The sequence below is a fragment of the Streptomyces coelicoflavus genome (assembly GCF_003112555.1).
In the GTDB taxonomy this organism is placed as follows: domain Bacteria; phylum Actinomycetota; class Actinomycetes; order Streptomycetales; family Streptomycetaceae; genus Streptomyces; species Streptomyces coelicoflavus.
Window position 1 is genome coordinate 590,545 of record NZ_BEWB01000004.1, and the last position, 24,317, is coordinate 614,861.

Sequence of the window (24,317 nt, forward strand, 5' to 3'; positions counted from 1 at the left end):
CCACCGCTGCTCGGGCGGGATGTTTTTGCCCTGCTCCCCGCACCCGCGGGGATGGTCCCCACCTGCGTCACGACCACCTCGCCCGCGGTCACTGCTCCCCGCACCCGCGGGGATGGTCCCGCCCATGTCAGCGTGCAGCCGGTAGCGGTCCACTGCTCCCCGCACCCGCGGGGATGGTCCCTTCGTCGTGACCGGAGCGGTCACACCTCAGGCCTGCTCCCCGCACCCGCGGGGATGGTCCCCCCGCGCGCCAACCGCGCCGGGGCGGCTAACTCTGCTCCCCGCACCCGCGGGGATGGTCCCCACGACGACCTGAACTGGCGCGAGATCGCCCACTGCTCCCCGCACCCGCGGGGATGGTCCCGACGGGTCGATCGGTGTGGACTCCCGCACCACCTGCTCCCCGCACCCGCGGGGATGGTCCCGCGTCGAGCTGGGCGGCGGGCGCCTGCTCGATCTGCTCCCCGCACCCGCGGGGATGGTCCCCCCGCGCGCCAACCGCGCCGGGGCGGCTAACTCTGCTCCCCGCACCCGCGGGGATGGTCCCTCGGCGGATCGGTGGTCCGGATCGGCGACGGCCTGCTCCCCGCACCCGCGGGGATGGTCCCCGCGTCCCTGCCACGCCCACCGGGTTGGCCCGCTGCTCCCCGCACCCGCGGGGATGGTCCCCGCGCGCCAAGATGCCCGGCTAGGCGGAAGTACTGCTCCCCGCACCCGCGGGGATGGTCCCAGGGGGAAGTCGATGCGGCGCTGTGCGGCGAGCTGCTCCCCGTATCCGCGGGGATGGTCCCTGCCTCATGGACCCGCGCACCGGAGCGCTCCCCTGCTCCCCGCACCCGCGGGGATGGTCCCGTCACGGACCAGGACCGGCGGTTGATGTTGATCTGCTCCCCGCACCCGCGGGGATGGTCCCAACGCGAGGCCGAACGGCAGCACGGCGAACGCCTGCTCCCCGCGCCCGCGAGGATGGTCCCTCGCCGAACAGTGCCGTCGCATGGTCGGCTACCTGCTCTCCGCAAGACGCGGGGACTTCCACGTATGAAGGTTCGTCGGGCGGTGTCCCCGTTCATACAGGTGGGGACGCCGTCGGGGTCGGCTCAGTAGGTGAGCGTGACCCGGCTCTCCGGCTTGCTGATCATGTGGCCCGGCGCGGCTTGGGTTGCGGAGGGAGTGATGGTCATCTGCGGTACGGCCAGGCGGGCGACGCCCCACGTGTCGATGTGGGCGATGAGATCGTGGGCCAGCTCCTCGCCGCGTGGCCCGTACGCCGCCGCACCGAGCCGGAATTGGCGCTCCGGGTCGACGTCTTCACGGGTTACGGTCAGGTAGGCCAGCGAGTCGTCTTCGACCAGGACAGGGCTGCGGCCTGGTGTGGCAGGCCTGCGGACAAGGTCCTGCTCCATGGCCTCCTGGGTGACTTCGAGTCGGCACACGCGGTTGTCGTCGGCTGTGGCACGCAGCCACACGCCGTCGAACGACTCCTCACCGCCGATCCGCTGCGCGGAGAGGAATTGGCCGACGGGTGCGTCCGCCGTCAGGGTGTTGGCGAGAGCGTTGGCGTCGACCATCTGGTCCTGGTCGTAGTGGACGCGGATCGTGTCGGCGGCGTTGAGGGGAGCCGCCTTCTCGCCGTTCTGCCCGATGATCGGAACGAAGCCGCACAGCTCCATGCCGTCGGAGACCAGCTCGTCCCCGTGACGGGTCAGGGCGACTGACCGAGTCTGTCCGCGCCATCGCAGCGGCAGGACGAGGCGTCCGCCGTCCACCAACTGGTCCCACCAGGTGGCCGGGATGTCCCAGACGCCCACCGTGGCGATGATCCGGTCGTACGGCGCGTTCTCGCGGACGCCGAGCAGGCCATTGCGCTCGATCACCGTGACGCTCTCGTAGCCGGCGGCGTTGAGAGTGGACCGCGCATGCAGGGCGACGTCGGAGTCGATGTCGACCGTGGTGACATTGCGGCCGCTGGTGAGTTCGGCGAGAAGGGCGGCGTTGTACCCGGTACCGGCACCGACTTCGAGGACCTTGTCGCCGGGGCGGGCGCCGAGTTGGTCAAGCATCATCGCCACGACGGACGGCACCGATGCGCAGGACAGCGGGAGGGGCTTGCCGGGGTTGTCCTTGATGGTCACGGCCTGGTCCGTGTACGCGTTCTCAAGCTCGATGCCTGGCAGGAACGCGTCCCGGGGCACGGTCCGCATGGCTCGCTCCACGTCGGAGGGGACAGCGCGTTCGCTGAGGATGGCGTCGACGAGCCGGTTGCGGAGTCGGGCGGCGGTGGGGGTCTGGCTCACAGTCGCTTCGCTTTCAGTTGAGGAGGAGGCACGTCTCCCACCCCTGGGCGAGGGGGTGGGCGGTGTTGAGGGTGTGCTTGGCGAGGAGGACGCCGGCGTTGCCGGTGAGTAGACCGGCGTCCTCGGGTGCTTCGTTGCGCGCCACGGCGGAGTCGAGGCGTGCGTGCAGTGTTGGCAGTACGCCGGTGAGGTCGTGGAGCGCGGCGTCGGAGGCGATCCGGGCCGTGGCCAGGAGGAGCCCGGCCCAGCCGTGGCAGACCGATGCGTCTGTGATTTGGCCAGTCTGCCGGGGGTCGGTGACGGACTGGAATGCTGCACGTTCAGCGAGGTGGCGGGCCGCGTCGTCGTGGAGGGCGAACGCGGCGAGTTGCAGGGCACGCGCGATGCCAGGGGTGCCGTAGCACCACGAGGGCCGGCCCGGTGCGGCTCCGGGCTCGGGACCTTTCCGGTAGGCGTTCAGGGTCAGGAGTTCGGGCCAGCCGATGCTGCCGTTGTCGAAGGGCTGAGTCCATGCGGTGAGGTGGGTGATGGCCTCGGCCAGGGCGTGGTCCTGCCCGTCGACGGTGTGGCCGGTGCGGTGGGCCAGGGCGAGGAGGGCGAGCGGGCCGGTGACACCGTGCGCTATCCCGAAGTTCGCGTGGCCGTGCGCGAACCGTCCGGTGCCGACGGCATCGCGCGGGTCGGTTGCTGCCCACCATCCGGGGACCTGGTGGCCGTCGACGGTGAGAGGCTCGGTGATCAGCCGCACCAGGTAGCGCAGCACGCGCTCGAGGACGTTGTCGCGGCCACGGAGAAGGAGGTACGCGCCGAGTCCGGTGAGACCACTGATCAGGTCGTACTCCCGCAGGCGCGGCGGACGTCCGCCGCCCATGCGGCGGTGCGCGGCGTCCAGGCGGTCCGTGACGATCGCGACCGTCTCTGCGTCGAGCTTGGCGAGGGACCGCGCGTAGGCCGGGTGCCCCGCGGTGTGCAGGATGTACGCGACCGCGGGTACGCCTCGGTAGAGATTCGCGTGTGCCGGGTGAGCAGCGACGGGGCGGGAGCTGATCGCCTTCGCCGCGGCATGGGCCGCCGCCCAGTCGCCTCGCTCGCGGGCGATCACCATCTCGTACAGGGCGTTTCCGGCGAGGCCGCCGCCGAGGTCGTCGTGGTTCATGGGGTCCTCCTCAGCACCAAGGACCGGCAGGCCTGCCGTGCTGCGTGGCGGGACGCCGCCTCACTGTCCCGGTCGGGCCCGATCAGCCGGTTGTGGTGCATGTGGAGCAGGGATTCGAGGGACCGCCCCAGACGGCTCGCGTCGGCCTGCGACCGGTAGGTCCCCAGCGCGGCCCGCCGCTGGGCGACGGCCCGGGCGAGGCGGGGCGTCGAGTTCAGCAAGGGGTCGGTTTTCACCTGGTCGACGGTCTGCCGTGTGATGTCGAGGCGGACCGTGCCACGCGCCGGAGTCCATGCCGGAGTTCGTGCCGTCCAGGCCCGGCCGTCTTCAGTGCCGAGGAACCCCTCCGCCATGTCGACCATGTTCAGGGCGCAGACCGCTTCCTTCTCCAGGGCGGGCACGTCGGTGAGAGCGTAGCGAGCTACGAGGCTGTCGGCGACGAACACGTCCTCGGCCGCCTCCATCGCGGCCCCGGTGCCGTAGCGGCCGGTCTCGGGCCGGTAGCCGTCGAGCACGAGCTGCGAGGCGAGGCGGTCCTCGGTGAGCCGCTTCGTCCAGTCGGACAGGGCGCGCAGGCGCAGGGCAGCCTCGCAGCCGTCCGGTTCACCGGTCGGCACACGGATCCGGAGATGGTCGGTCTCCTGCAAGGACCTGTACCGCACGAACCACACGTCGGAGGTCCCGAGCGCGTCGAGTAGACGCGGCAGCCACAGCGTCAGGATCTGGTCCATGGCGATGGGGTGGGTGAACACCTTTGCCTGAGTCCACCGCTGCTCAGCGTCTCCGGCGTGGGCCAGGTCTTGATTTGTCACCACGGGGGCGTGGGTGAGATTCGGGTGCGACGCCTGCGGGCGGGTCGTGGCCAGCGGGACGGTGAGCTCGTGGGCGTGGCCCAACCAGCCGAGTTCGTCGTCGTTCACGGCCTCGGCGAGCACCGCGTGCGTGTTGCGGCGAAGGTGCTGGTGGATGAGGCGTGCGTGGAGGGGTTCGGTCCGGTCCACGTTCATGCTGCGGTCGTCGTCCAGCAGTTGCACCCGTGCGGGGCATCGCCAGGTGGCCGCCCATGCGTCCAGCGCCTTGTGCCAGGCCGGCCCGCACGGACCGGCCGGCAAGTCCGCGGCAGACAGCTGCCACCGCGCCGGGGTCAGCACGGTGCGACGGTGGCGGACACGCGGCAGATAAGGGAGCGCGGAAGCGACCGGGCCCCAGTCGAACGCGGTCCACGCCGTCGTGAAGCCACGCCCCAGTTGGGCCAGGAACCGGACCAACGGAGGAGCCTGCTTCTCCATGGCGAGGGGGTGAAGGACGTGCGGCTCGACGATGCGCCGCCGGGACATGCTGACGAGGTGCAGATGCTCGCCGGTGGAGAGCACGGCGAGGTCGTCGATGCCGATGAGTCCGTTCGACGTCGTCCGGGTCTCGCCCACGGGGATGACGTACGGCAGCAAGGCGGGGATACGGGAAACGTTCTGGGCGTGCGGGAAGTCGGGCACGAAGGAGAGCTGTGCGGGCAGGGCCCCTCGGGTCCTGGTGGGCAGTGTCCGGTACAAGTCCGACAGTCGGCGTCCCAGGACGGAGGCGAAGCGGCCGGACAGGACTCCGGCCGTCCACGCCGGTCGCACGTCGAGTGCGAAGTTTCCGCTGCCTACGGCTTCCCTGCTGACGGCCCGAATCCTGAAACCGATCTCCACGTGCGGCGCTGTCGGCTGCTCCGGCCCGCTGCCGGCGAGATCGTCGATGTCCTGCTCCGAGAGGACGATCTCGCGCTCCCCGGTCATGGCCGCCTGCATGGCCCGTGCCGCCAGCCGTTCGTCGCGCGGCAACACCCTGAGCGGCGCCTCGCTCCACACCGACATCGGGTAGTCGGCGGGCAACCCGATGCCCGCGGCCAGGTCGGCAGCGTCACGGACTGGGACCAGGGTCCCGGCGCCGTAGCGCTCCCAGAATTGCGTCTGGTAGGCAGCCCATGCTGGTGATTCCCCCTGAGCCCGGGTCAGGCGTACGAGCGCGTGCGCGGCATGTTCCACCTCGTTCAGGACCTGGGGCGGCACGGTGACTTGAGCGTCGACGCACAGGTCCAGGCTGATCCTGCTCCGGCAGTCGACCGGCTCGATCTCCTGCATCCCTTTGTCGGCCAGGGCGCGCAGTCCGGGGGCCGCCTCGGCTTCAGCCCGATTGTGCAGGGCGAGAACCCGTCCCATCTCCCCGAGGCGGTCGATGATCCGGACCGTGTCCGGGGCGAGCGTGTCCACGTGCGGCCGCAGTGTGCACACGATGTGCCGGGCGGGGTCCTCGTCCGTCATGGGAGCGGTGAGATCGCTGGTCAGGTACCCGTCTTCCAGAGCCTGCCCGATCAGGCGGACGGCCTGCTCGGGCGTGCCGCCCGCCTCGGCCAGCGCATCGAGGAGGCGGCGGCCCGGCGCCGGTGTGGCCGCTGACTTCAAGAGGACTGCCAGGGGGCGGGTCACCGGCGCGCTCGCCAGGCGTCCGCCCGGCCGGGGTGTGCAGATGGTGTTGCCACGCCGGAAGGGCAGGGTGTCCACCTGGATGGTCAGATGCGGAAGCACGTCGGCACGACGCTGCAGCGTACGGCGCACGTGATCCACCCACAGGGTGTCAGGGCGCGCCACGGCCCGGTGACCGGTACCGAGGTTCGCGGACACCGGCCCGACGTCGGCGAGCGCCACACCGGCGAAGAGACCGAAGGGCGTCGCTCGGGCCGATGCCCGCAGAAGGTAACCGGCGACGGACAGGGTCGCGCTGCGGACACGCTTCCGCGGGACTTCGTCGCCGTCCAGGACCCGCTCGACGAAGCCGGCCAGCCGCGGAGACGCCGCGCGCAGCGGAACGACGAAAGCGTCGTCGGACCAGACCCGGGTGAGCCACTCGCGGCAACTGTCGGGCGAATCGACATCGGGCCAGTCGTCCGGGCGGGCCCGCACCGGCAGAACAGCGGCACGCAGGACCAGGACGTCACCGTGCCTGCGGAAGATGGAGCGCGTCGTCATCGGCGATTCCTCGGTGGGCGGTGCTTCGGTACGGCGGTGCGGGCGCGGGAAGGTATCCCCGCACCGCCGCAAGGGGCATGGGCGTCAGCTGGACGCGCAGGACGAGGCGCAGGTCTTGGCGCAGCCGTCACCGGTGCCGCATGCCTCGACGATCGGAGTCGGAGCCCGGGTGACGGTGGTGTCCAGCTCCCACTCCTCGACGGGCACGGGCTCGGCAACGGCGTCGGCCGGCTGTGCAGGCTGGTAGGTCGGGATCGACATTGATGCTCCTTGGTAGTAGGTCCGCCCTGGCACGGGCGGGGACGGGGGATCTCAGGCCCCCAGGTGCGGGCTGCCATGCCGTGCGGGTGCAGCCTGCAACTGGGGCACTGCTTGGCACAGGGGAGTGAGGTCGGATCCGCGGCCTGGCCCACGCCGTCCGGTCCGGCGGGCAGGGCCCAGGACGGTGCTGGGCATGGCCGGCTATGCGCCGGCCTGCTGTCCGGCGGTATCACTGTCTCTGCCCGGCGGGTACGCGAAGGCTGCACCAGGTCGCCGAGCCGTCCTCGCTGGTGCCCCAGGTGCCGCCGCTCTGCTCGGCCAGGACCTCAACGAGTCCCAGCCCGCGCCCTGTCTCGGCCTCGTCGTCGACCTTCCTGCGCTCCGCTCGACCCGGCATGCCGTCGATGACAGTGATGCGAAGGCATCCGCCCCGGACGGCGAGGTTCAGCATGATCTCCGTCGTCCCGCTGTGCAGCAGGGCGTTCGTCAGTAGTTCGGAGGAAATGAGCAGGACGTCGTCGATCAGCGCGTCGAGCCCGCGGTGCCTGAGCTTGGCGGCGGTGATCCGACGCAGCACGCCCATTTGCGCCGCATCTCGTCGGCGGGGCATGCCGTTACGGCGGTGAGGGGCCACAACGATCCGCTCGTTCATCACTTCCCCGTCGACAGGCGGGGCTGCGCGTTGCGTTCGGACCGCTGTTGTTGCTCCGGCAGGCCTGGGGGACATGGGAAGACTCCTTGATCCATGAATGCACACGTCCGGCCCCTCTCAGCGAGGGCCGCGGCTGTACGGAGCTGTGGAAGAACAGCTGGAGACGGCGGGGGAGGAGGGCTGAGCGCGGGCGTGGTGGCCAGGTTGGGGTTCAAGGCCGGGGGCGGGCCGCGTGAGTCCGTAGAAGGCCATGCGCTCGTTGTCGTCGAGCCATGTGGCCGGAGGACGGTCCCCCCACTCGACGACGTACGACGAGCGCGGTGTGCACTGCCACGTGATGCGGGCGCCGGGGAAGCCTTTGAGGGGCGCCAGGACATCACGGACGGCCAGCGCCACGGCAAGGCTGTCGACACCGAACCAGCCGCCGCGTCTGACTCCGCCCACCGGTACGGCGAGGAGGGGCATGCGGAACACGCGGATGGCGATGCTCTGCGAGAGCAGTCCGGCATCCACTCGGGCACGGAAGTACTCGAAGTCGTACGCCTCGGCCGGGGGCATGATGACGACGTCGGGCTCCGCCGGTGGTGGAGTCAGACCGGACACGGCGCCGTCTCCGGGTCGTCGGGCAGCAGCAACAACTCCAGGAGGTCCTGTGCGGCGAGAGCGAGCCTGCGAAGGTGACTGAGCCGTGTCATGCCGTCCGAACGCGCCGACGACCCCAGGGCATCGTCCGCCCTAGCGATGAGCCGCGCCCTGAATTCCGGTTCGCCCGACTGCTTTTCGTTCGCGGCGTCGACCAGGGCCGCGAGGTGGCCCTGTACTTCCCCGGTTCCGCGGAAGCGCTCGACGAGGACAGGGATGTCGTCCTCGGCCGGGCCGGCTTCGTCGCTGAAGACCGCTGCCACGTCATCGAACGCCCGGTCAACCGGGAGGCCGGTCCGGAGCATGACGACGATGCGCTCGAGGTCCTCCCTGCGCTGCGTCCAGGGCGGAACGGGTGAAACGGGCGTGACGAGCTGGACGCGCGGGTGAGTGGGCGGAGATTTCACGGCGGTTGTGGCAGGCGCCATGGGACGGTTTCCTTTGATGCTCTGGGAGTGGGGGAAGGGGAGGCGGCGGTGTGATGCGCTCGGCAAGGGCTATCGCTGTCGGCCCCCTTCGTCTGTCGACTGTGCTCGGACGTGCACTTTCAGTGACGATCGGCGATCATCGTTCACTCACTGCGCGTGGCCCCGCCATGGCTTGGACCATGGCTCCTGCGGCTCCTACGGGTGACACACCTGGCCTCGGGATAGCTTTGAAGTGGCTTCCGTACGAGGTGTATTGCCGCCCGACGGAAAGCCGGGGTCCCCTTCAGCGGAAGGGATCCATCCGCAGGCCGTGAGGCGTGGCGCCGCAGAGTTGGAGGCGGAATGAGAAGCGAGCCGAGGACACTGCTCGCCAAGCTGTGCGACCGGGACAAGCTCACCTACCGCCGGTTCGACAAGAGGTTCAACGAGACCGGCGTTCGCCTCTTCGGGCACAGCCCCAACAACCCGACGTGCGGAGAGACGCAGTTCCGGCGCTGGACCGGCGGCAAACTCACCGGGTTACCGGGGCCGGAAACCTGCCACGTCCTGGAGGCCATGTGGCCCGGGCACACGGCAGCGCAACTGTTCGCGGCGCCTCTGGCGGACGATCCCCAGGTACCCGTGTTCGACCTGGAAGAGCGAGTTCATATGACCGCACGTGAAGCCCACGACGGCGCCGGCGCGACCGCCGCGGCGTCCATCTCCGACAACACCATCGACGAACTCCGTGACCAGGTGGTGAGCCTCGCCCGGCGCTATCACGGCCTGGCGGCCGCAGGCGCCTACGAAGCGGCCGACACTCTACGCCGAGAGATCGAGCGACACCGGGACCGCACGCAGGTTCCGTTCCAGCAGCAGACCCTGATGATCCTCAACGGGCAGACGGCCGCGCTTCTGTCGGTCGCGGCGTTCGACCTGGGCTATTTCCCCAGCGCCCGTACCCTGGCCCGCACCACGGCCGTATACGGGGAGAGCACGCGCTTCGCACCATTGCAGGCCTACGCGGACGGCACTCTGGCCTATGTCGCCTACCACTCGGGCCAGTCGAGCGAGGCCCTGGCGAAGGCCCGGCGAGCACTGTCGTACGGCGGACTTGGCGACGTCGCCCGACGGCGCCTGCACGCCATCGCCGCTCGCGCGTATGCCCACCTCGGCGACATCGCGTCGGCACGTCGCACGATCCGGCTCTCCGAGGACCGCGGCCAGGACACGCGCGACGAGCTGCACGACGAGGTGGGCGGTGAGTTCGGCTTTTCCGAGGAGCGGCTGGCCATGTCCAACAGCACGACGGCGCTGCTCATGGGGGACGCGGAGCAAGCCGAGGCCGAGGCCGACCGCGCCATCGTCCTGCTCGGGCAGCGGGCGCAGGATGAGCAGTCTCCCCACGTCCTGGCGGGCGCGGCAGCGGACCTGGCGTACGCCCGTCTCCTGTCCGACAACGTGGAAGGCGCGGCCGAGGCCCTGTCGCCGCTCTGGGACGTGCCGGCCGAGCAGCGCAAAACGGGCGTCGTTGTCCGGACGGCCCGGATCGGCAGGCACCTGGCTCGGCCGCACTACCACGGCTCGCAACTCCCGTCGCAGCTACGCGAACAGGTCGAGGAGTTCACCCGGGTCTCCCCGCCCTACCGACTCGGCCCGTCCATGGCTCTCCTGGCGATCGCGCCCTGACCAGAGAGACCAACAGGGGACGTTGAGGGCCCGGAGCAGAGGAACCGGGTCACATGGTCACAGGGAGGCGAGGACGCGCGCCTCCTTCTCCACCCCGATCCCGTGCTCCGCCCATCGCGGGTGGTCCACGGGACGCCCGTCTCCCGCCCACCACTCCCAGGTGTCCCGCACCGTGTCGGCGATCGATCGACAGCGAAGTCCCGCCTCGACCGCACGCGCGGAGTCGACCGCCCAGACACCGGCGTGGGTGCGCCACAGGGGCACCTCGGTCCACTGCTTCACGCCGTGCTTCGTCAGCACGGCCGGGTCGACCCAGACCGGCGTCCCGTCGCTCCCGGTGACCCGCAAGCACTCGGTGAGGAAGTCGCCGAACGAGATCCCGTCGGGATGTGTCACGTTGAAGGCACCGTTGCCGGTACCGGCGGCCAGGTGCACGGCGAAGGCGGCGACGTCCCGGACGTCCACCGGCTGGATCCGCTGCTCCGAGGGCGCGGGCGCGAGCATTCGGCCACCACGCTTCGCGCGCTCCAGCCACCAAGGCAGGCGGCCCACGTATTCGCCGGGCCCCAGAATGACCCCTGGCCGGAGGAAGACCGCTGCGTCGCCGAAGGCTTCGGCCACGGCACGTTCTCCTCCGGCCTTCTGGAAGCCGTACCTAGTGGGGCTGCCGTCCTCCCCGGTGTAGCCGAACGCTCCGTCGGCATCGGCCGGACACCGCAGCAGGGGAGAGCTCTCCGTCAACGGCTCGTGGGGCCAGCCTTTGTAGACGGAGACGGTGGAGAGGTGCACCCAACGGCGGGCATGCCTGGCCAGCGTGGTGGTGGCCAGGCGGACCTCGCGGGGAGGCAGCTCCGAGCTGGACGTGTCGACGACGGCGTCCCACGGGCCGCGCTGCGCGAGCTTTCGCAGATCCTCCTGGACCGTGCGGTCACCGTGTACCGCCTCCACACCGGGCACGTCCACGCCGGACCGACCGCGGTTGAAGGTGGTGATGTCCCACCCCCGGGACAGCGTGGCCTCCGCAATCGCCTTGCCCAAAAACCACGTTCCGCCCATGACGAGAATCCTCATGCACTGATCCTGCCCTGCCTGAGACCCGGGCGACAGGGCGGGCTACGCCGCCGGCAGGCGCCGCGAGTGCAGGGGCTCGGTGATCCCTTGGAACATGCTGGACACCGAGCCGAGTCCTGCACGCCAGTTGGGCCGCCGAGATCACCAGGTATGAGCTCGAGCTGACGTGCGAGCACTCCCGGCTCGGACGGACGGCCACGGCCGCCCGGCGTCGTCGAGCGCCCACCGGGCTGCTGTCCTGCTGCCGGAGGAGGACCTCAAGCTGCGCAAGTGGGTGGTCAAACAGCTTGGTCTGCTTCCGGAATCTGTGCGGGAGGGGCGGTGGCAGCCAGCACGGCGCTCGGCCAGCCCCGAGGTCCCTCCCTGTGGATCGGCACCACCCCATGTCGCATTTGCCGGAATCTGTGAAAGTCGCTGAGAATAAGCCCCTGCGCCCATAAACTTGCAGGTCAATCAGTCTGCTCCCCGCACCCGCGGGGATGGTCCCGGTTCGTGGGAGTTGCCGCGTCCGTCGAAGGCCTGCTCCCCGCACCCGCGGGGATGGTCCCTGCGCGCCCTTGACCGGCGAACACGAGACACGCTGCTCCCCGCACCCGCGGGGATGGTCCCCGCTTTTGGTTGTCGGCTCCCGTACGTCACCCGGCCGGGGACTCCGAAGAGCCGGCCTCAGCCCCGGCCGGGCGCCTTCCTGGCCAGCGACACCTCCGCGACCACCGGCCGGTGGTCCGAGGCCGTGGGCTCCTCCGGCACCGCGACGTCGTGCACCCGTACGCCCTCGCCCACGGCCACGTAGTCGATCCGCTTCACCGGTGCCTCGGCGGGATACGTGTCCGGGGTCCCGGTGCCCGCGTCCCGCAGCTCCTTCCACAGCGGTGCCAGCTCGGGGGCCGAGGGCTCGGCGTTGAAGTCGCCGAGCAGGAACTGGCGGGCACCCGGAAGCTCCGCCCGCTCGCGGGCCATGATGCGCCGGGTGTCGGCGACCTGGGCCTCGCGCACCGCCGGGTCCGCCCGGTAGTCGAGGTGGGTCACGAACACCTGCACCGGCACGCCGCGCACCTTGAGCGTCACCTCGCCGAACCCGGGCGCGGGGGCCGGCACCGGGTTCTCGTCCTGCGTGGACAGGCGCGTGATCTCGTGGTTCGTCGCGGAACGGACCGGGAAGCGGGACAGCACCGCCACGCCGTACTCGCGCCGGGGCTCCCCGGCCGTCACCGGGTCGAGGCTGTAGATCGGCGCGAACGACACCCGCATGCCGAGCCGTCGCGCCAGCTCCCCGGCCACGTCGAGCCCCTGGCTGCGGGCTCCCCAGTGCACGTCGACCTCCTGGAGGCCGATCACGTCCGCGTCGAGGGCGCGCAGCGCGGTGGCCTGCCGGTCGAGGTCGAAGACGCCGTCCGAGCCCGCCCCGGCGTGGATGTTGTAGGTGGCGATGCGCAACGGGACCGAGTGGCCCCGGTCGGCGGCGGAGGCGGGCGGGGCCGCCACGGCCAGGGTCAACAGGGCGCCGGTGACGGACAGTTGGATGAAGGTGCGCGCTCTCGGAGACATGTCGGCACGGTACGCGGGAAACGGCGCCCGCGAGGCCCGCGGCGCGAACTCGTCCGCGACCCGTACTCCGTCCGCAATCCCCGGTTCACGGGCGCCGCAGCAGATGGTCGACCGTGCGGCCGAAGACGAGGCGCCCCGAGCGGGCCAGGACGCCGTCGAGGAGGGCCGGGAGGAGCCGGACGTCCAGCTCCTCGCGCCACACCACCCGCGTCCGGCCGCCGGGGTCCGTCCGGACCTCGATCTCCGCCCAGCCCCGGACCACCCGGCCGCGCTTCTCCAGCCGGCACCGGCCGGGGGCCCCTCCCCGGGGCGGCTGCCAGACCGTCACCTCCATCGCGTCGTCGAAGGCGAGCGGTCCGGCGCCCGTGCGGGCCACGACCAGCGTGCCCCGGCGGCCGGGTCCGGGCGGGCGGGCGGTGACCCGGGTCAGCGGCACGGTGTCGCCGTGCCGCTCCCACCGGGTGAGCCGGCGCCAGGCCTCGTCCGGGGCGAGCGGCACGGTGCGGTCGATCGAGAAGGTGGCCACCGGACGATCGTGGCACGTCCGTCAGCGGTACACCTTGCCCGGCTCGGCCTTCCCGGGGGCCATCAGCTGGGGGACCGTCACGAAGACGTAGCCGCGCTTCTTGAGCGCGTCGATGATGCCGGGCACGGCGGGCACGGTGCCGTCGTAGATGTCGTGCAGCAGGATGATGCCGTCCCGGGACGACTGGTCCAGGACCCGCTCGGTGATCAGGTCGGAGTCGTTCGTCTTGTAGTCCTTGGCGGTCACGCTCCACAGCACCTCGGCGAGACCCAGCTCGCGGCAGATGTCGTGCACCGTGCCGTCCGTGCGGCCCTGCGGCGGGCGCATCAGCGTGGGGCGCTTGCCCGTGAGGCGCTCTATCTCCTTGTTCGGGCGCTCCAGCTCGTCCCGTATCTCGTCCGGGCCGGCATCCGTGAGGATCTTGTGCGTCCAGGTGTGGCTGGCCACCTCGTGGCCTTCGTCGGCCATGCGCTCGACAAGTTCGGGATAGGTGTCGATGTGGCGCTTGCCCAGCAGGAAGAAGGTCGCCGGGACCTGCTTCTCCTTGAGTATGTCGAGCAGCCGGGCGGAGTTCTCGCTCGGTCCGGCGTCGAAGGTGAGTGCGATGCACTTGGTGTGCGCGCAGTCGACGGTGCCGAGCGAGGCCGGCCGGGCCTGGGTGTCGGCGGCGTTCCGGACGGAGCTGGGAGATTCGGTCTCCAGCTTGGTGCAACCGCTCAGCGCGAGCGTCAGCGAGGCTGCGGCAGTGAAGGTCGCGAGCGCGCGCAACCTGGTCCCCGTTCTGGTCATCTTCCTGGTCAGCGAAAGCATGCGAGGACTATACGCAGCGAGTATATACGCGGTTTATAGTGCCCCCCGGGGTGCGCTTGCGAATGACTGTTCGAGGTAGTGGCGGGTCGGCCGGGCTACTCAAACCGACACATGCGTGACGTTTTGAGAGCGAGGAGGACCCCGTGAGCGAGACCCCCGTGAGCGTGCGCCCCGTGAACGGTCGCGTCTGGCGCCGGGCCCTGGTGACCGGCGGAGCCGGATTCGTGGGATCCCACCTGTGCGGCCGCCTGCTCGACTCCGGCACCGACGTCGTCTGCCTCGACAACCTGGCCACCGGGTCCCGCGCCAACCTGGCCGACCTGGAACGGCGGCGCGGATTCCGGTTCGTCCGGGCCGACGCCACCGACCCGGCGGCCCTGCGCGGCCTGCCCGGCCGGTTCGACCTGGTCCTGCACTTCGCCTGCCCCGCCTCGCCCGCCGACTACCTCCGGCTGCCCCTGGAGACCCTCGACGTCGGCAGCACCGGCACCCGCAACGCCCTGGAGCGGGCCCACGCCGACGGCGCCCGCTTCCTGCTCGCGTCCACCTCCGAGGTCTACGGCGACCCGCTGGAGCACCCGCAGCGCGAGACGTACTGGGGCAACGTCAACCCGGTCGGCCCGCGCAGCGTCTACGACGAGTCCAAGCGCTTCGCCGAGGCCCTGGTCACCGCGCACCGCCAGGTGCACGGCACCGACGCCGCCATCGTCCGGATCTTCAACACCTACGGCCCCCGCATGCGCACCGGCGACGGCCGGGCCGTCCCGAACTTCATCGCGCAGGCCCTGGACGGCATGCCGCTCACCGTCGCCGGAGACGGCGGCCAGACCCGCTCCCTGTGCTACGTCGACGACACCGTGGCGGGCGTCCTGGCCCTCGCCGCGTCCGGGGAGAGCGGGCCGATGAACATCGGCGGCGACGACGAGATCACCATGCTGGAACTGGCCCGCCGGGTCGTGGACCTCACCGGCTCGGGCTCCCGCATCCGCTTCGTCGAACGCCCTGTCGACGACCCCGGCCGGCGAAAGCCCGACACCACCCTTGCCCGGGAGCGGCTGGGCTGGCGGCCGGTCGTGAGCTGGACCGAGGGGCTGGAGCGGACCATCGGCTGGTTCGCGCACGCCGTCGCCGCCTGAGGCAGGTCCCGAAAGGTCGCCAAGAGTGACAAAGCGTCCTTTGTCCGGAAGTGACCCGTCTTCAAGTGTTTGAGGCAACCGCCCCGCGGCACCCGCGTCGCCGAGAGAGGAGCCCGCCCCATGCGCATCCTTGGTGTCAACGCCCTGTTCCACGACCCGGCCGCCGCGCTCGTCGTCGACGGCCGGACCGTCGCGGCCGCCGAGGAGGAGCGGTTCAGCCGGCGCAAGCACGGCAAGCGCCCGGTGCCGTTCTCCGCCTGGGAGGTCCCGGAGCTGTCGGCGCGGTGGTGCCTGGAGCACGCCGGGGTGCGGCCGGGGGAACTGGACGCCGTCGCGTACTCCTTCGACCCCAAGCTCGCCCGGCCCGCCCGCGACCTGGGCCTGAACGACCCCTGGGACCCGCTGCGACTCGAATACGCCCGCCGCGCCCCCGAGTTCCTCGCCGAGGCGCTGCCCGGCCTCGACCCCGACCGGGTCGTCTTCGTCCCGCACCACGTGGCGCACGCCGCCTCCGCAGGACCGGCCTCACCGCACCCCGACAACGACGTCCTCGTCCTCGACGGCCGCGGCGAGTCCGCCTCCCACCTGGCCGGCCGCTACCGCGACGGCAAGCTCGACGTCCTCGCCACGCAGGCACTGCCGCACTCGCTCGGCCTGGTCTACGAGGAACTGACCGAGCACCTCGGCTTCCTGCGCAGCAGCGACGAGTACAAGGTGATGGCCCTCGCCTCCTACGGCACCCCCCGCCACCTCGACCGGCTCCGTGAGCACATCCACGCCACCGGCGACGGCGGCTTCCGCGCCCACGGCGTCGACTGGGCGGCCCTCGCCCCGCCGCGCGCCAAGGGCGAGGACTGGACGAAGGACCACGCCGACCTCGCGGCGAGCACCCAGGCCGTCCTCGAGGAACTGCTCCTCGAACTCGTCCACTGGCTGCACGGCGAGGCCGGCGGCGAGGCCCTGACCATGGCGGGCGGCGTCGCGCTGAACTGCGTCGCCAACTCCGAGATCGCGGCCCGCGGTCCGTACCGGCACGTGTGGGTGCAGCCCGCCGCCGGTGACGCGGGCACCGCCCTCGGCGGAGCCCTGCACGTGGCCGCCGCCCAAGAGGGCGCGGCGCCCGAACCGATGCCCGGCGCCGACCTCGGCCGCGGCTGGAGCGACGACGAGATCCGCGCCTGGCTGGAGACGGCCGCGATCCCCTACGAGGAGCCGGACGACATCGCCGAGACCGTCGCCGAGGAACTGGCCCGGGACGGCGTCGTCGCCTGGTTCCAGGGCCGCAGCGAGTTCGGGCCGCGCGCCCTCGGGCACCGCTCCCTGATGGCCCACCCCGGCCGCGCGGAGAACCTCGAACGCCTCAACCACGTCAAGGGCCGCGAGGAGTTCCGCCCCGTCGCCCCCATGGTGCTCGCCGACCGCGCCGCCGACATCTTCACCGGGCCGATGCCCAGCCCGTACATGCTCTTCGTGCACGACGTCGACCCCGCCTGGCGGGACCGCATCCCCGCCGTCGTGCACGTCGACGGCACCGCCCGCATCCAGACCGTCGAGGAGCGCCGCGAGCCGCTCGTCGCGCGGATGCTGGCCGCCTTCGAACGGCGCACCGGGCTGCCGGTCGTCGTCAACACCAGCCTCAACACCGCCGGGCGGCCCATGGTCGACGACCCGCGCGACGCGCTGGAGTGCTTCGGCTCGGCACCCGTCGACCTGCTGGCCATCGGCCCCTTCGCGGTGCGCCGGGGACGGGCGTTCGGATGAGCGCCGACCCCGGGACCGGCGGCCCGCGCACCGGGTACGCCGTCGTCGTCCCCACCCTCGTACGCGACACGCTGGCCGACTGCCTGGCCGCGCTGGTCGCCGCGCACGGGCCCGACCCCGACGAGATCGTCCTGGTCGACGACCGGCCCGACCCCGACGCCGACCCGGACGCGCTGGAGCACGCCCTGACCGTCCTCGGCGACCTGCGCGAACGCACGGTGGTGCTGCGCAGCGGGGGACGCGGTCCCGCCGCCGCCCGCAACACCGGTGCCCGCGCGGTCACCTCGCCCTGGACCGCCTTCCTCGACGACGACGTCCAGGTCGGCCCGCACTGGTGCGACCAGCTGATCCAGGACCTCGCCGAGGCGGCCCCCGACACCGGCGCCGTACAGGGCGTGATCGCCGTACCGCTGCCGGGCGAGCGCCGCCCCACCGACTGGGAGCGCGGCACCGCGGGCCTCGCGCGGGCCCGGTGGATCACCGCCGACATGGCCTACCGCACCGACGTGCTCAAACAGGTCGACGGCTTCGACGAACGCTTCACCCGCGCCTTCCGCGAGGACGCCGACCTCGCGCTGCGCGTCCTCGACGCGGGCTGGCGCATCCGGCGGGGCCGCCGCACCACCCGCCACCCCGTACGCCCCGCCGCGCGCTGGGTCTCCCTGAAGCAGCAGCGCGGCAACGCCGACGACGCCCTGATGCGGCGTCTGCACGGCCCCGACTGGTGGGCCAAGGCGGTCGCGCCCCGGGGCCGCATCCGGCGCCACGCCGCGATCACCGCCGCCGGGGCAGCGGCCCTCGCCCTCGCCGCGGCCGGGCGCCCCCGGGCCGCCGCCCTCGCCGGGGCCGGCTGGGCCGCGGGCACCGCCGAGTTCGCCTGGGCCCGCATCGCGCCCGGACCGCGCACCCGGCACGAGATCACGACCATGCTGGTCACCAGCGCGCTCATCCCGCCCGCCGCGACCTGGCACCGGCTCAGCGGGCTCTGGCGCCACCGGGCCGCGCCCGCCTGGCGGGAGGTGGCCGCATGAGCCCCGCCGGAAACCGGGTGAAGGCCGTCCTCTTCGACCGCGACGGCACGCTCGTCCACGACGTCCCCCACAACGGCGACCCGGACCTGGTCCGCCCCGTCGAGGGCGCCCGCGAGGCGGTGGCGCTGCTGCGCGAGCACGGCATCAGCGTCGGCGTCGTCACCAACCAGTCCGGCGTGGCCCGCGGCCTGATCAGCGACGGCGACGTCCGGCGCGTCAACCGCCGCGTCGACGAGCTGATCGGCCCCTTCGACGTCTGGGCGGTCTGCCCGCACGGCCCCGACGACGGCTGCCACTGCCGCAAGCCGCAGCCCGGCATGGTCCTGTGGGCCGCCGGCCGCGTCTGCGCCGGCCCCGCCGACTGCGTCGTCGTCGGCGACATCGGCGCGGACATGGAGGCCGCCGAACGCGCCGGCGCCCACGGCATCCTCGTCCCCAACGACCGCACCCGCCCCGAGGAGACGGCCGCCGCGGCCCACGTCGCCCCGGACCTCCTCACCGCCGTACGGGCCGTCCTCGACGGCCCGGTCGCCGACCGCGCACGCCGCGGGCCGGCGCGGACGCCGACCGCCGACGACAGCCCCGGGAGGCCGGTATGAAGGCGCTCGTCACCCGGCTCGACAGCTTCGGCGACGTCCTGCTCGCCGGACCCGCCGTACGCGCCGTCGCCGCCCGGGCCGACCACGTCACCATGCTGTGCGGGTCGCGCGGCGCGCCCGCCGCCCGGCTGCTGCCCGGCGTGGACGAGGTGCTGGTGTGGGAGGCGCCCTGGGGCGGGTTCGCGCCGCCCGACGTCAGCCGCGAGGACATCGACGCGCTCGTGGACCGGATCGACGCGGACGCGGCCCTCGTCCTCACCTCCTTCCACCAGTCCCCGCTGCCCACCGCCCTGGTGCTGCGCCTGGCCGGCGTCCGGTACATCGCCGCGGACAGTGTGGACTACCCCGGCTCGCTCCTCGACCTGCGCCACCGGCGCGCCCCGCACGCCCACGAGGCCGAGGCCGCGCTCGACCTCGCCGGGGCGGCCGGGTTCCCCCGCCCCGACGACGGACGGCTGCGCGTGCACCCGCCGCCGCCCGCCGACGCCCTCACCGGCCCCGGCCCCTACGTCGTCCTGCACCCCGGCGCCAGCGTCCCCGCCCGCGCCTGGAGCCCCGGGCGCGCCGCCGAGGCCGTACGCGAACTCGCCGCCGCCGGACACCGCGTGCTGGTCACCGGCGGCCCCGGCGAGCGCGACCTCACCGCACACGTCGCCGGCCGGCACGGCACCGACCTCGGCGGCCGCACCGACGCCCCCGGACTGGCCGGCGTCCTCGCGGGCGCCCGGGCGGTCGTCACCGGCAACACGGCGCCCGCCCACCTCGCCGCCGCCGTCGGCACCCCCGTCGTCTCCCTGTTCGCCCCCGTCGTCCCCGCCGAGCGCTGGCGGCCGTACGGCGTCCCCTACGTCCTGCTCGGCGACCAGGACGCGCCCTGCGCCGGCAGCAGGGCCCGGGACTGCCCCGTCCCCGGGCACCCCTGCCTGGACACCGTCACGGCCACCGACGTGGCCGCCGCCGTCGAGAAGCTGATGGCCGTCGAGAACCCGATGGGGGAGACATGAGGATCCTGATCTGGCACGTGCACGGGTCGTGGACCACCGCCTTCGTGCAGGGCCCGCACACCTACCTCGTCCCCGTCACCCCCGACCGCGGCCCCGACGGCCTCGGCCGCGCCCGCACCTGGGACTGGCCCGGCTCCGTGGTCGAAGTACCGCCGGAGCGGCTGCGGGACGAGCACATCGACCTCGTGATCCTCCAGCGCCCGCACGAACTCGGCCTCGTCGACCGCTGGCTGGGCCGCCGCCCGCCGCTGGTGTACCTGGAGCACAACGCCCCCGACGGCGACGTCCCCCGCACCCGCCACCCGGCCGCCGACATCCCGGGCGTCACCCTCGTCCACGTCACCCACTTCAACCGGCTGATGTGGGACGCGGGCCCGACGGACACCGCCGTCGTCGAACACGGCATCGTCGACCCCGGCCACCGCTGGACCGGCGAACTGGAACGCGCCGCCGTCGTCGTCAACGAGCCGATCAGGCGCGGCCGCACGACCGGCACCGACCTGCTCCCCGTCTTCTCCCGGGCCGCCCCGCTCGACGTGTTCGGCATGCGCACCGAAGGCCTCGCCGAACACATCGGCGTCGCCCCCGACCGCTGCCGAACCCAGGACGTCCCGCAGAGCGACCTGCACACCGAACTGGCCCGCCGCCGCGTCTACGTCCACCCCGTCCGCTGGACCTCCCTCGGCCTGTCCCTGCTGGAGGCCATGCACCTGGGCATGCCCGTGGTCGCCCTCGCCACCACCGAGGTCGCCGAGGCCGTGCCCCCCGGCGCCGGGGTGGTCTCCAACCGCATCGACGTACTGACCGACGCCGTACGCGACTTCCTCGCCGACCCGCTGCACGCGCGGACCGTCGGCGACGGGGCCCGTGCGGCGGCCCTCGCCCACTACGGGCTGCCCCGCTTCCTGGACGACTGGGAGCGGCTGCTCAAGGAGGTGACCCGATGAGGATCGCCATGGTGTCCGAGCACGCGAGCCCCCTCGCCGCGCTCGGCGGCGTCGACGCCGGTGGACAGAACGTCTACGTGGCCCGTCTCGCCGAGGAGTTGGCGGGGCGCGGCCACGACGTCACCGTCTACACCCGCCGGGACGCCATCGACCTGCCCGCCCGGGTGCCGCTGCCCGGCGGGGCGGTCGTCGAACACGTGCCGGCCGGACCGCCCGTGCCCGTCCCCAAGGACGACCTCTTCCCGCACATGCCCGCCTTCGGCGCCCACCTGGCCCGCTCCTGGGCCCGCGAGCGGCCCGACGTGGTGCACGCCCACTTCTGGATGTCCGGCATGGCCTCGCAAATCGGCGCCGGCCCGCACGGCGTCCCGCTCGTCCAGACCTTCCACGCCCTCGGCACCGTCAAGCGGCGCCACCAGGGCATGCGGGACACCAGCCCGTACGAGCGCATCGGCATCGAGCGGCAACTCGGCCGCGGCTGCGCACGGGTCCTGGCCACCTGCACCGACGAGGTCGTCGAACTCGGTGACATGGGCGTCCCGCCCCGCCAGGTGTCCGTCGTGCCCTGCGGTGTGGACGCCGAGCACTTCCACCCCGCCGCCGACACCGGCCGCACCCCCGAACGGCGCCTGCCGCACCGGCTCCTCGCCTGCGGCCGGCTCGTCCCCCGCAAGGGCTACGACCAGGCCATCCGCGCCCTCGCCCACATCCCCGGCACCGAACTCCTCATCGCCGGGGGCCCGCCCGCCGGCGCCGTGGAGGCCGAACCCGAGGCACGGCGCCTGACCGGCGTCGCCCGCCGCGCCGGCGTCGCCGACCGGGTCCGACTGCTCGGCGCGGTCGACCCGGACGACATGCCCGCCCTGCTCCGCAGCTCCGACCTGGTGCTGTGCACCCCGGTGTACGAGCCGTTCGGCATCGTGCCGCTGGAGGCCATGGCGTGCGGCGTACCCGTCCTCGCCACCGACGTCGGCGGCCACCGCGACTCCGTCGCCGACGGCGTCACCGGCCGGCTGGTCGCCCCGCAGGACCCCGAGGCGGTGGCCGGGGCCGCCCGCGCGCTCCTCTCCGACGAGCGGCTGCGCCGCCAGTACGGCAGGAACGGCCGCGAACGCGTCCTGCGGCACTACACCTGGGCGCGCGTCGCCGACGGCGCGGAACAGGTGTACCGCCTGACCCGCTCCGAACACGCCGTGTCCACGGAGGTGGCGTCATGACCGTGCACCCGCCCGTCGTCGGGCACTGCGACGAACTCCAGCACGCGCTGGGGGCGTTCCGCGCCTCCGCGCACACCACCCAGCGCTGGGGCGAGCGGCTCGCGGCCGTGCTGGGCGGCGGCGGCCGGCTGCTCGCCGCGGGCAACGGCGGCAGCGCCGCCCAGGCCCAGCACCTCACCGCCGAACTCGTCGGCCGCTACCGCGACGACCGCCCGCCGTTCTCCGCCATCGCCCTGCACGCCGACACCTCCTCCACCACCGCCATCGCCAACGACTACGGCGTCGACGAGGTGTTCGCCCGCCAGGTCCGTGCCCACGGCCGCGACGGCGACGTCCTGATGCTGCTGTCCACGTCCGGCGCCAGCGCCAACCTGCTCTCCGCGGCCGACGCCGCCCGCGCGGCGGGCGTACGGGTCTGGGCGCTCACCGGCTGCGCCCCCAACCCGCTCATGGCGGGCAGCGACGAATCCCTGTGCGTCGAGGCCCCGTCGACGGCCACCGTGCAGGAGATCCACCTCGTCGCCGTCCACATGATCTGCGCGGCCTTCGACGGGGCCCTGGAGCGGGGCGTACGGAGCACACGGGCCGCCGGGCGCGCCGGGCGCGCGGCGCAGCGGAAGCGGAGGTGACGGGACGGATGGCTGCCACCAAGGCTCACAGGACCCCGCTCGTGGTGGTCGGCGACGCGCTGCTCGACCGCGACCTGACCGGCTCCGCCGACCGGCTCGCACCGGACGCGCCGGTCCCGGTCGTCTCGGAGTGCGCCGAACGGATCCGCCCCGGCGGTGCCGCCCTCGCCGCGTACCTCGCCGCCCGCGACGGCCGCGAGGTCACGCTGATCACGGGTGTCGGCGACGACCCGGCCGGCCGTGCCCTGCGCGAACTGCTCGCACCCTGGCTGAGGTTGGTCCCGCTGCCGCTGTCGGGCACGCTGCCGGAGAAGACCCGCGTCCTCGCGCAGGACCGCCCCGTCGTCCGCCTCGACCGCGGCGGCGGCCGGGTCCGCGAAGCCACCGACGAGGCCCGGGACGCGCTGCGCTCCGCCCGGGCCGTCCTGGTCTCCGACTACGGCCGGGGCGCGGCGGACGCCCTGCGCGACGTGCTCGCCGCCCGCCCGCCCCTGGTCTGGGACCCGCACCCGCGCGGGGGCGCACCGGTCCCTGGCACCCGCCTGGTGACACCCGCCGAGAAGGAGGCCCACGGCTTCGCGCCGGACCGGGGCCGGCCGGGCGGCGGACTGCGCGCCGCCGCGCTCGACGCCGGAACCCTCGTACGGGACTGGCGGGTGGCCGCGGTGGCGGTCACCCTCGGCCCGCGCGGCGCGCTCCTCTCCTACGGCGAACACCCCCTCCTCGTCCCCGCGCCCGCCGCCCACCACGGCGACTCCTGCGGCGCGGGGGACCGGTTCGCGGCCACCGCGGCCGGGCTGCTCGCCGACGGGGCACTGGTCGGGGAGGCCGTCGAGGGCGCGGTGAGCGCCGCCACGGCCTTCGTCGCGGCGGGCGGCGCGGCCGCCGTACCGCCGGCCGGCTCCGACCGGGCGCTCGCCGCCCTGCCCGACACCGACGACCCCGGCGCCCTGGCCGCCCGGATCCGCGCCGAGCACGGCACGGTCGTCGCCGCCGGCGGCTGCTTCGACCTCCTGCACGCCGGACACGTCGGCCTCCTCCAGGCCGCCCGGCGGCTCGGCGACTGCCTGGTCGTCTGCGTCAACTCCGACGCCTCGGTACGGCGCCGCAAGGGCGGCGGCCGCCCCGTCAACCCGCTCGCCGACCGCGTCCGCGTCCTGCGCGCCCTCGCCTGCGTCGACGCGGTCGCCGTCTTCGACGAGGACACCCCCGAACGCCTCCTCGGCGCACTGCGCCCCGACGTCTGGGTCAAGGGCGGCGACTACGCCGGCGCCGACCTCCCCGAGGCGGCGCTCCTCCAGGAGTGGGGCGGTCAGGCGGTCCTCCTGCCCTACCTCGACGGCCGCTCCTCCACCGCCCTGCTGGCCCGCGCGGCGGAGGGGCCCCGATGAGGCGCGAAGCCCCGGCGCCCGCCGGCGTCGTGCCGGTGACCACACCGCCCCCGGCCCCCGCGCTCCCCTCGCCGGGGGCGGAGCCGGCCGGCCGCGGGACACGGCCCGCCACGGCGATGCCGGTGACCGGCCGAGCGTCCGGCGACGGGCCGCCCGCCGTCACGGGAGGGCGCGCGAACGGCGGGGGAACGGCGGCGGCACCGACGGGACCGGCCCATGGAGGACCGGACGCCGCGGACGGCCCGGCCGGGGTGGTCGGGGTGGCGGGCGGCGGGATCGTCGGTGTCGGACGGCCGGGCGGGGACCGGGCCGGAGCCGGCCGGGAGCACGCCGCCCGCGCCGCCGCCCGCGCCGCCGCCCGTGCTGCCGCCCGTGCTGCCGCCCGTGCTGCCGCCCGCGCCGCGGCCCGCGCCGCCGCCCGCGGCGACGAGGGCCGCGGTGGTGCGGTGACCCCGGTCCGGCCGGTGGGCGGCGGTCCTGCCGGACCCCCGGGTGGCCGGCCGGACGGCGCGGGCGCGCCGGCGGCAGCCCGGCTCGG

At 73.4% G+C, this 24,317-nt stretch carries 21 protein-coding genes and 1 CRISPR repeat array (1 of these 22 running past the window's edge); of the genes, 10 read left to right on the forward strand and 11 right to left on the reverse strand.

Going from position 1 to position 24,317, the window contains the following annotated elements; all coding sequences use genetic code 11:
- Positions 1 to 974: direct repeats of the CRISPR family, unit length 29 nt; unit sequence CTGCTCCCCGCACCCGCGGGGATGGTCCC (it extends 1,007 nt beyond the left edge of the window).
- Positions 975 to 1,097: 123 nt separating this feature from the next.
- The 7 genes from fxlM to Sco07f_RS10975 form a co-directional block, all read right to left on the reverse strand.
- Entirely contained in the window at positions 1,098 to 2,294 is a 1,197-nt protein-coding gene (gene fxlM / locus Sco07f_RS10945; RefSeq protein ID WP_108987708.1) for a methyltransferase, FxLD system, read from the reverse strand.
- A 13-nt stretch (positions 2,295 to 2,307) separates the two neighbouring features.
- Complete coding sequence (locus Sco07f_RS10950; RefSeq protein WP_108987709.1) at positions 2,308 to 3,450, reverse strand: lanthionine synthetase C family protein; 1,143 nt, start codon at positions 3,448 to 3,450, stop codon at positions 2,308 to 2,310.
- Positions 3,447 to 6,458: a lantibiotic dehydratase gene (locus tag Sco07f_RS10955; RefSeq protein ID WP_108987710.1), complete on the reverse strand. Its 3,012-nt coding sequence runs from the start codon at positions 6,456 to 6,458 to the stop codon at positions 3,447 to 3,449. The genes Sco07f_RS10950 and Sco07f_RS10955 overlap by 4 nt, the downstream gene beginning before the upstream one ends.
- An 84-nt stretch (positions 6,459 to 6,542) precedes the next feature.
- Entirely contained in the window at positions 6,543 to 6,719 is a 177-nt protein-coding gene (fxlA, locus tag Sco07f_RS10960; protein WP_108987711.1) for an FxLD family lanthipeptide, read from the reverse strand.
- A 229-nt stretch (positions 6,720 to 6,948) separates the two neighbouring features.
- Positions 6,949 to 7,302, reverse strand: coding sequence for an ATP-binding protein (locus Sco07f_RS10965; RefSeq protein WP_244942032.1), 354 nt, complete (start codon positions 7,300 to 7,302; stop codon positions 6,949 to 6,951).
- 186 nt (positions 7,303 to 7,488) lie between these two features.
- On the reverse strand, positions 7,489 to 7,974 hold the full coding sequence (locus Sco07f_RS10970) for a DUF6302 family protein (protein ID WP_108987713.1): 486 nt from the start codon (positions 7,972 to 7,974) through the stop codon (positions 7,489 to 7,491).
- Positions 7,962 to 8,318, reverse strand: coding sequence for a DUF6415 family natural product biosynthesis protein (locus tag Sco07f_RS10975; RefSeq protein WP_159106943.1), 357 nt, complete (start codon positions 8,316 to 8,318; stop codon positions 7,962 to 7,964). The genes Sco07f_RS10970 and Sco07f_RS10975 overlap by 13 nt, the downstream gene beginning before the upstream one ends.
- Positions 8,319 to 8,783: 465 nt before the next feature.
- Between Sco07f_RS10975 and Sco07f_RS40300 the strand changes: the two genes are divergently transcribed.
- A complete protein-coding gene (locus Sco07f_RS40300) occupies positions 8,784 to 10,109 on the forward strand; it encodes a DNA-binding protein (protein ID WP_174855336.1) in 1,326 nt (441 codons plus the stop codon).
- Between the two features lie 57 nt (positions 10,110 to 10,166).
- On the opposite strand, the gene Sco07f_RS10985 is transcribed toward Sco07f_RS40300, so the two are convergent.
- The 4 genes from Sco07f_RS10985 to Sco07f_RS11000 form a co-directional block, all read right to left on the reverse strand.
- On the reverse strand, positions 10,167 to 11,180 hold the full coding sequence (locus tag Sco07f_RS10985) for an NAD-dependent epimerase/dehydratase family protein (protein WP_167468068.1): 1,014 nt from the start codon (positions 11,178 to 11,180) through the stop codon (positions 10,167 to 10,169).
- 666 nt (positions 11,181 to 11,846) lie between these two features.
- A complete protein-coding gene (locus Sco07f_RS10990) occupies positions 11,847 to 12,728 on the reverse strand; it encodes an endonuclease/exonuclease/phosphatase family protein (RefSeq protein WP_174855337.1) in 882 nt (293 codons plus the stop codon).
- An 85-nt stretch (positions 12,729 to 12,813) separates the two neighbouring features.
- Entirely contained in the window at positions 12,814 to 13,254 is a 441-nt protein-coding gene (locus Sco07f_RS10995; RefSeq protein WP_087789082.1) for an SRPBCC family protein, read from the reverse strand.
- Positions 13,255 to 13,275: 21 nt separating this feature from the next.
- On the reverse strand, positions 13,276 to 14,064 hold the full coding sequence (locus Sco07f_RS11000; RefSeq protein WP_167468069.1) for a polysaccharide deacetylase family protein: 789 nt from the start codon (positions 14,062 to 14,064) through the stop codon (positions 13,276 to 13,278).
- Between the two features lie 143 nt (positions 14,065 to 14,207).
- Between Sco07f_RS11000 and Sco07f_RS11005 the strand changes: the two genes are divergently transcribed.
- From Sco07f_RS11005 to rfaE2, 9 genes are all read left to right on the forward strand, one after another.
- Positions 14,208 to 15,200, forward strand: a complete 993-nt coding sequence (locus tag Sco07f_RS11005; RefSeq protein WP_108987717.1) for an NAD-dependent epimerase/dehydratase family protein — start codon at positions 14,208 to 14,210, stop codon at positions 15,198 to 15,200.
- A gap of 120 nt (positions 15,201 to 15,320) precedes the next feature.
- Positions 15,321 to 16,961 (forward strand): carbamoyltransferase family protein, encoded by a 1,641-nt coding sequence (locus tag Sco07f_RS11010; protein ID WP_108987718.1) that lies wholly within the window; start codon positions 15,321 to 15,323, stop codon positions 16,959 to 16,961.
- Positions 16,958 to 17,992 carry a glycosyltransferase family 2 protein gene (locus tag Sco07f_RS11015; protein ID WP_087789078.1) on the forward strand — a complete coding sequence of 345 codons (1,035 nt, stop codon included), beginning with the start codon at positions 16,958 to 16,960 and terminating at the stop codon, positions 17,990 to 17,992. Before Sco07f_RS11010 ends, Sco07f_RS11015 begins: the two co-directional genes overlap by 4 nt.
- Complete coding sequence (locus Sco07f_RS11020) at positions 17,989 to 18,591, forward strand: D-glycero-alpha-D-manno-heptose-1,7-bisphosphate 7-phosphatase (RefSeq protein ID WP_007390033.1); 603 nt, start codon at positions 17,989 to 17,991, stop codon at positions 18,589 to 18,591. Before Sco07f_RS11015 ends, Sco07f_RS11020 begins: the two co-directional genes overlap by 4 nt.
- On the forward strand, positions 18,588 to 19,595 hold the full coding sequence (locus Sco07f_RS11025; RefSeq protein WP_087789076.1) for a glycosyltransferase family 9 protein: 1,008 nt from the start codon (positions 18,588 to 18,590) through the stop codon (positions 19,593 to 19,595). The genes Sco07f_RS11020 and Sco07f_RS11025 overlap by 4 nt, the downstream gene beginning before the upstream one ends.
- Positions 19,592 to 20,542 (forward strand): glycosyltransferase, encoded by a 951-nt coding sequence (locus tag Sco07f_RS11030; RefSeq protein ID WP_108987719.1) that lies wholly within the window; start codon positions 19,592 to 19,594, stop codon positions 20,540 to 20,542. Before Sco07f_RS11025 ends, Sco07f_RS11030 begins: the two co-directional genes overlap by 4 nt.
- Positions 20,539 to 21,759: a glycosyltransferase gene (locus tag Sco07f_RS11035; RefSeq protein WP_108987720.1), complete on the forward strand. Its 1,221-nt coding sequence runs from the start codon at positions 20,539 to 20,541 to the stop codon at positions 21,757 to 21,759. Before Sco07f_RS11030 ends, Sco07f_RS11035 begins: the two co-directional genes overlap by 4 nt.
- On the forward strand, positions 21,756 to 22,388 hold the full coding sequence (locus Sco07f_RS11040) for a D-sedoheptulose-7-phosphate isomerase (protein ID WP_007445467.1): 633 nt from the start codon (positions 21,756 to 21,758) through the stop codon (positions 22,386 to 22,388). The genes Sco07f_RS11035 and Sco07f_RS11040 overlap by 4 nt, the downstream gene beginning before the upstream one ends.
- A gap of 8 nt (positions 22,389 to 22,396) precedes the next feature.
- Positions 22,397 to 23,779 (forward strand): D-glycero-beta-D-manno-heptose 1-phosphate adenylyltransferase, encoded by a 1,383-nt coding sequence (gene rfaE2 / locus Sco07f_RS11045; RefSeq protein ID WP_167468070.1) that lies wholly within the window; start codon positions 22,397 to 22,399, stop codon positions 23,777 to 23,779.
- Positions 23,780 to 24,317 lie beyond the last annotated feature (538 nt).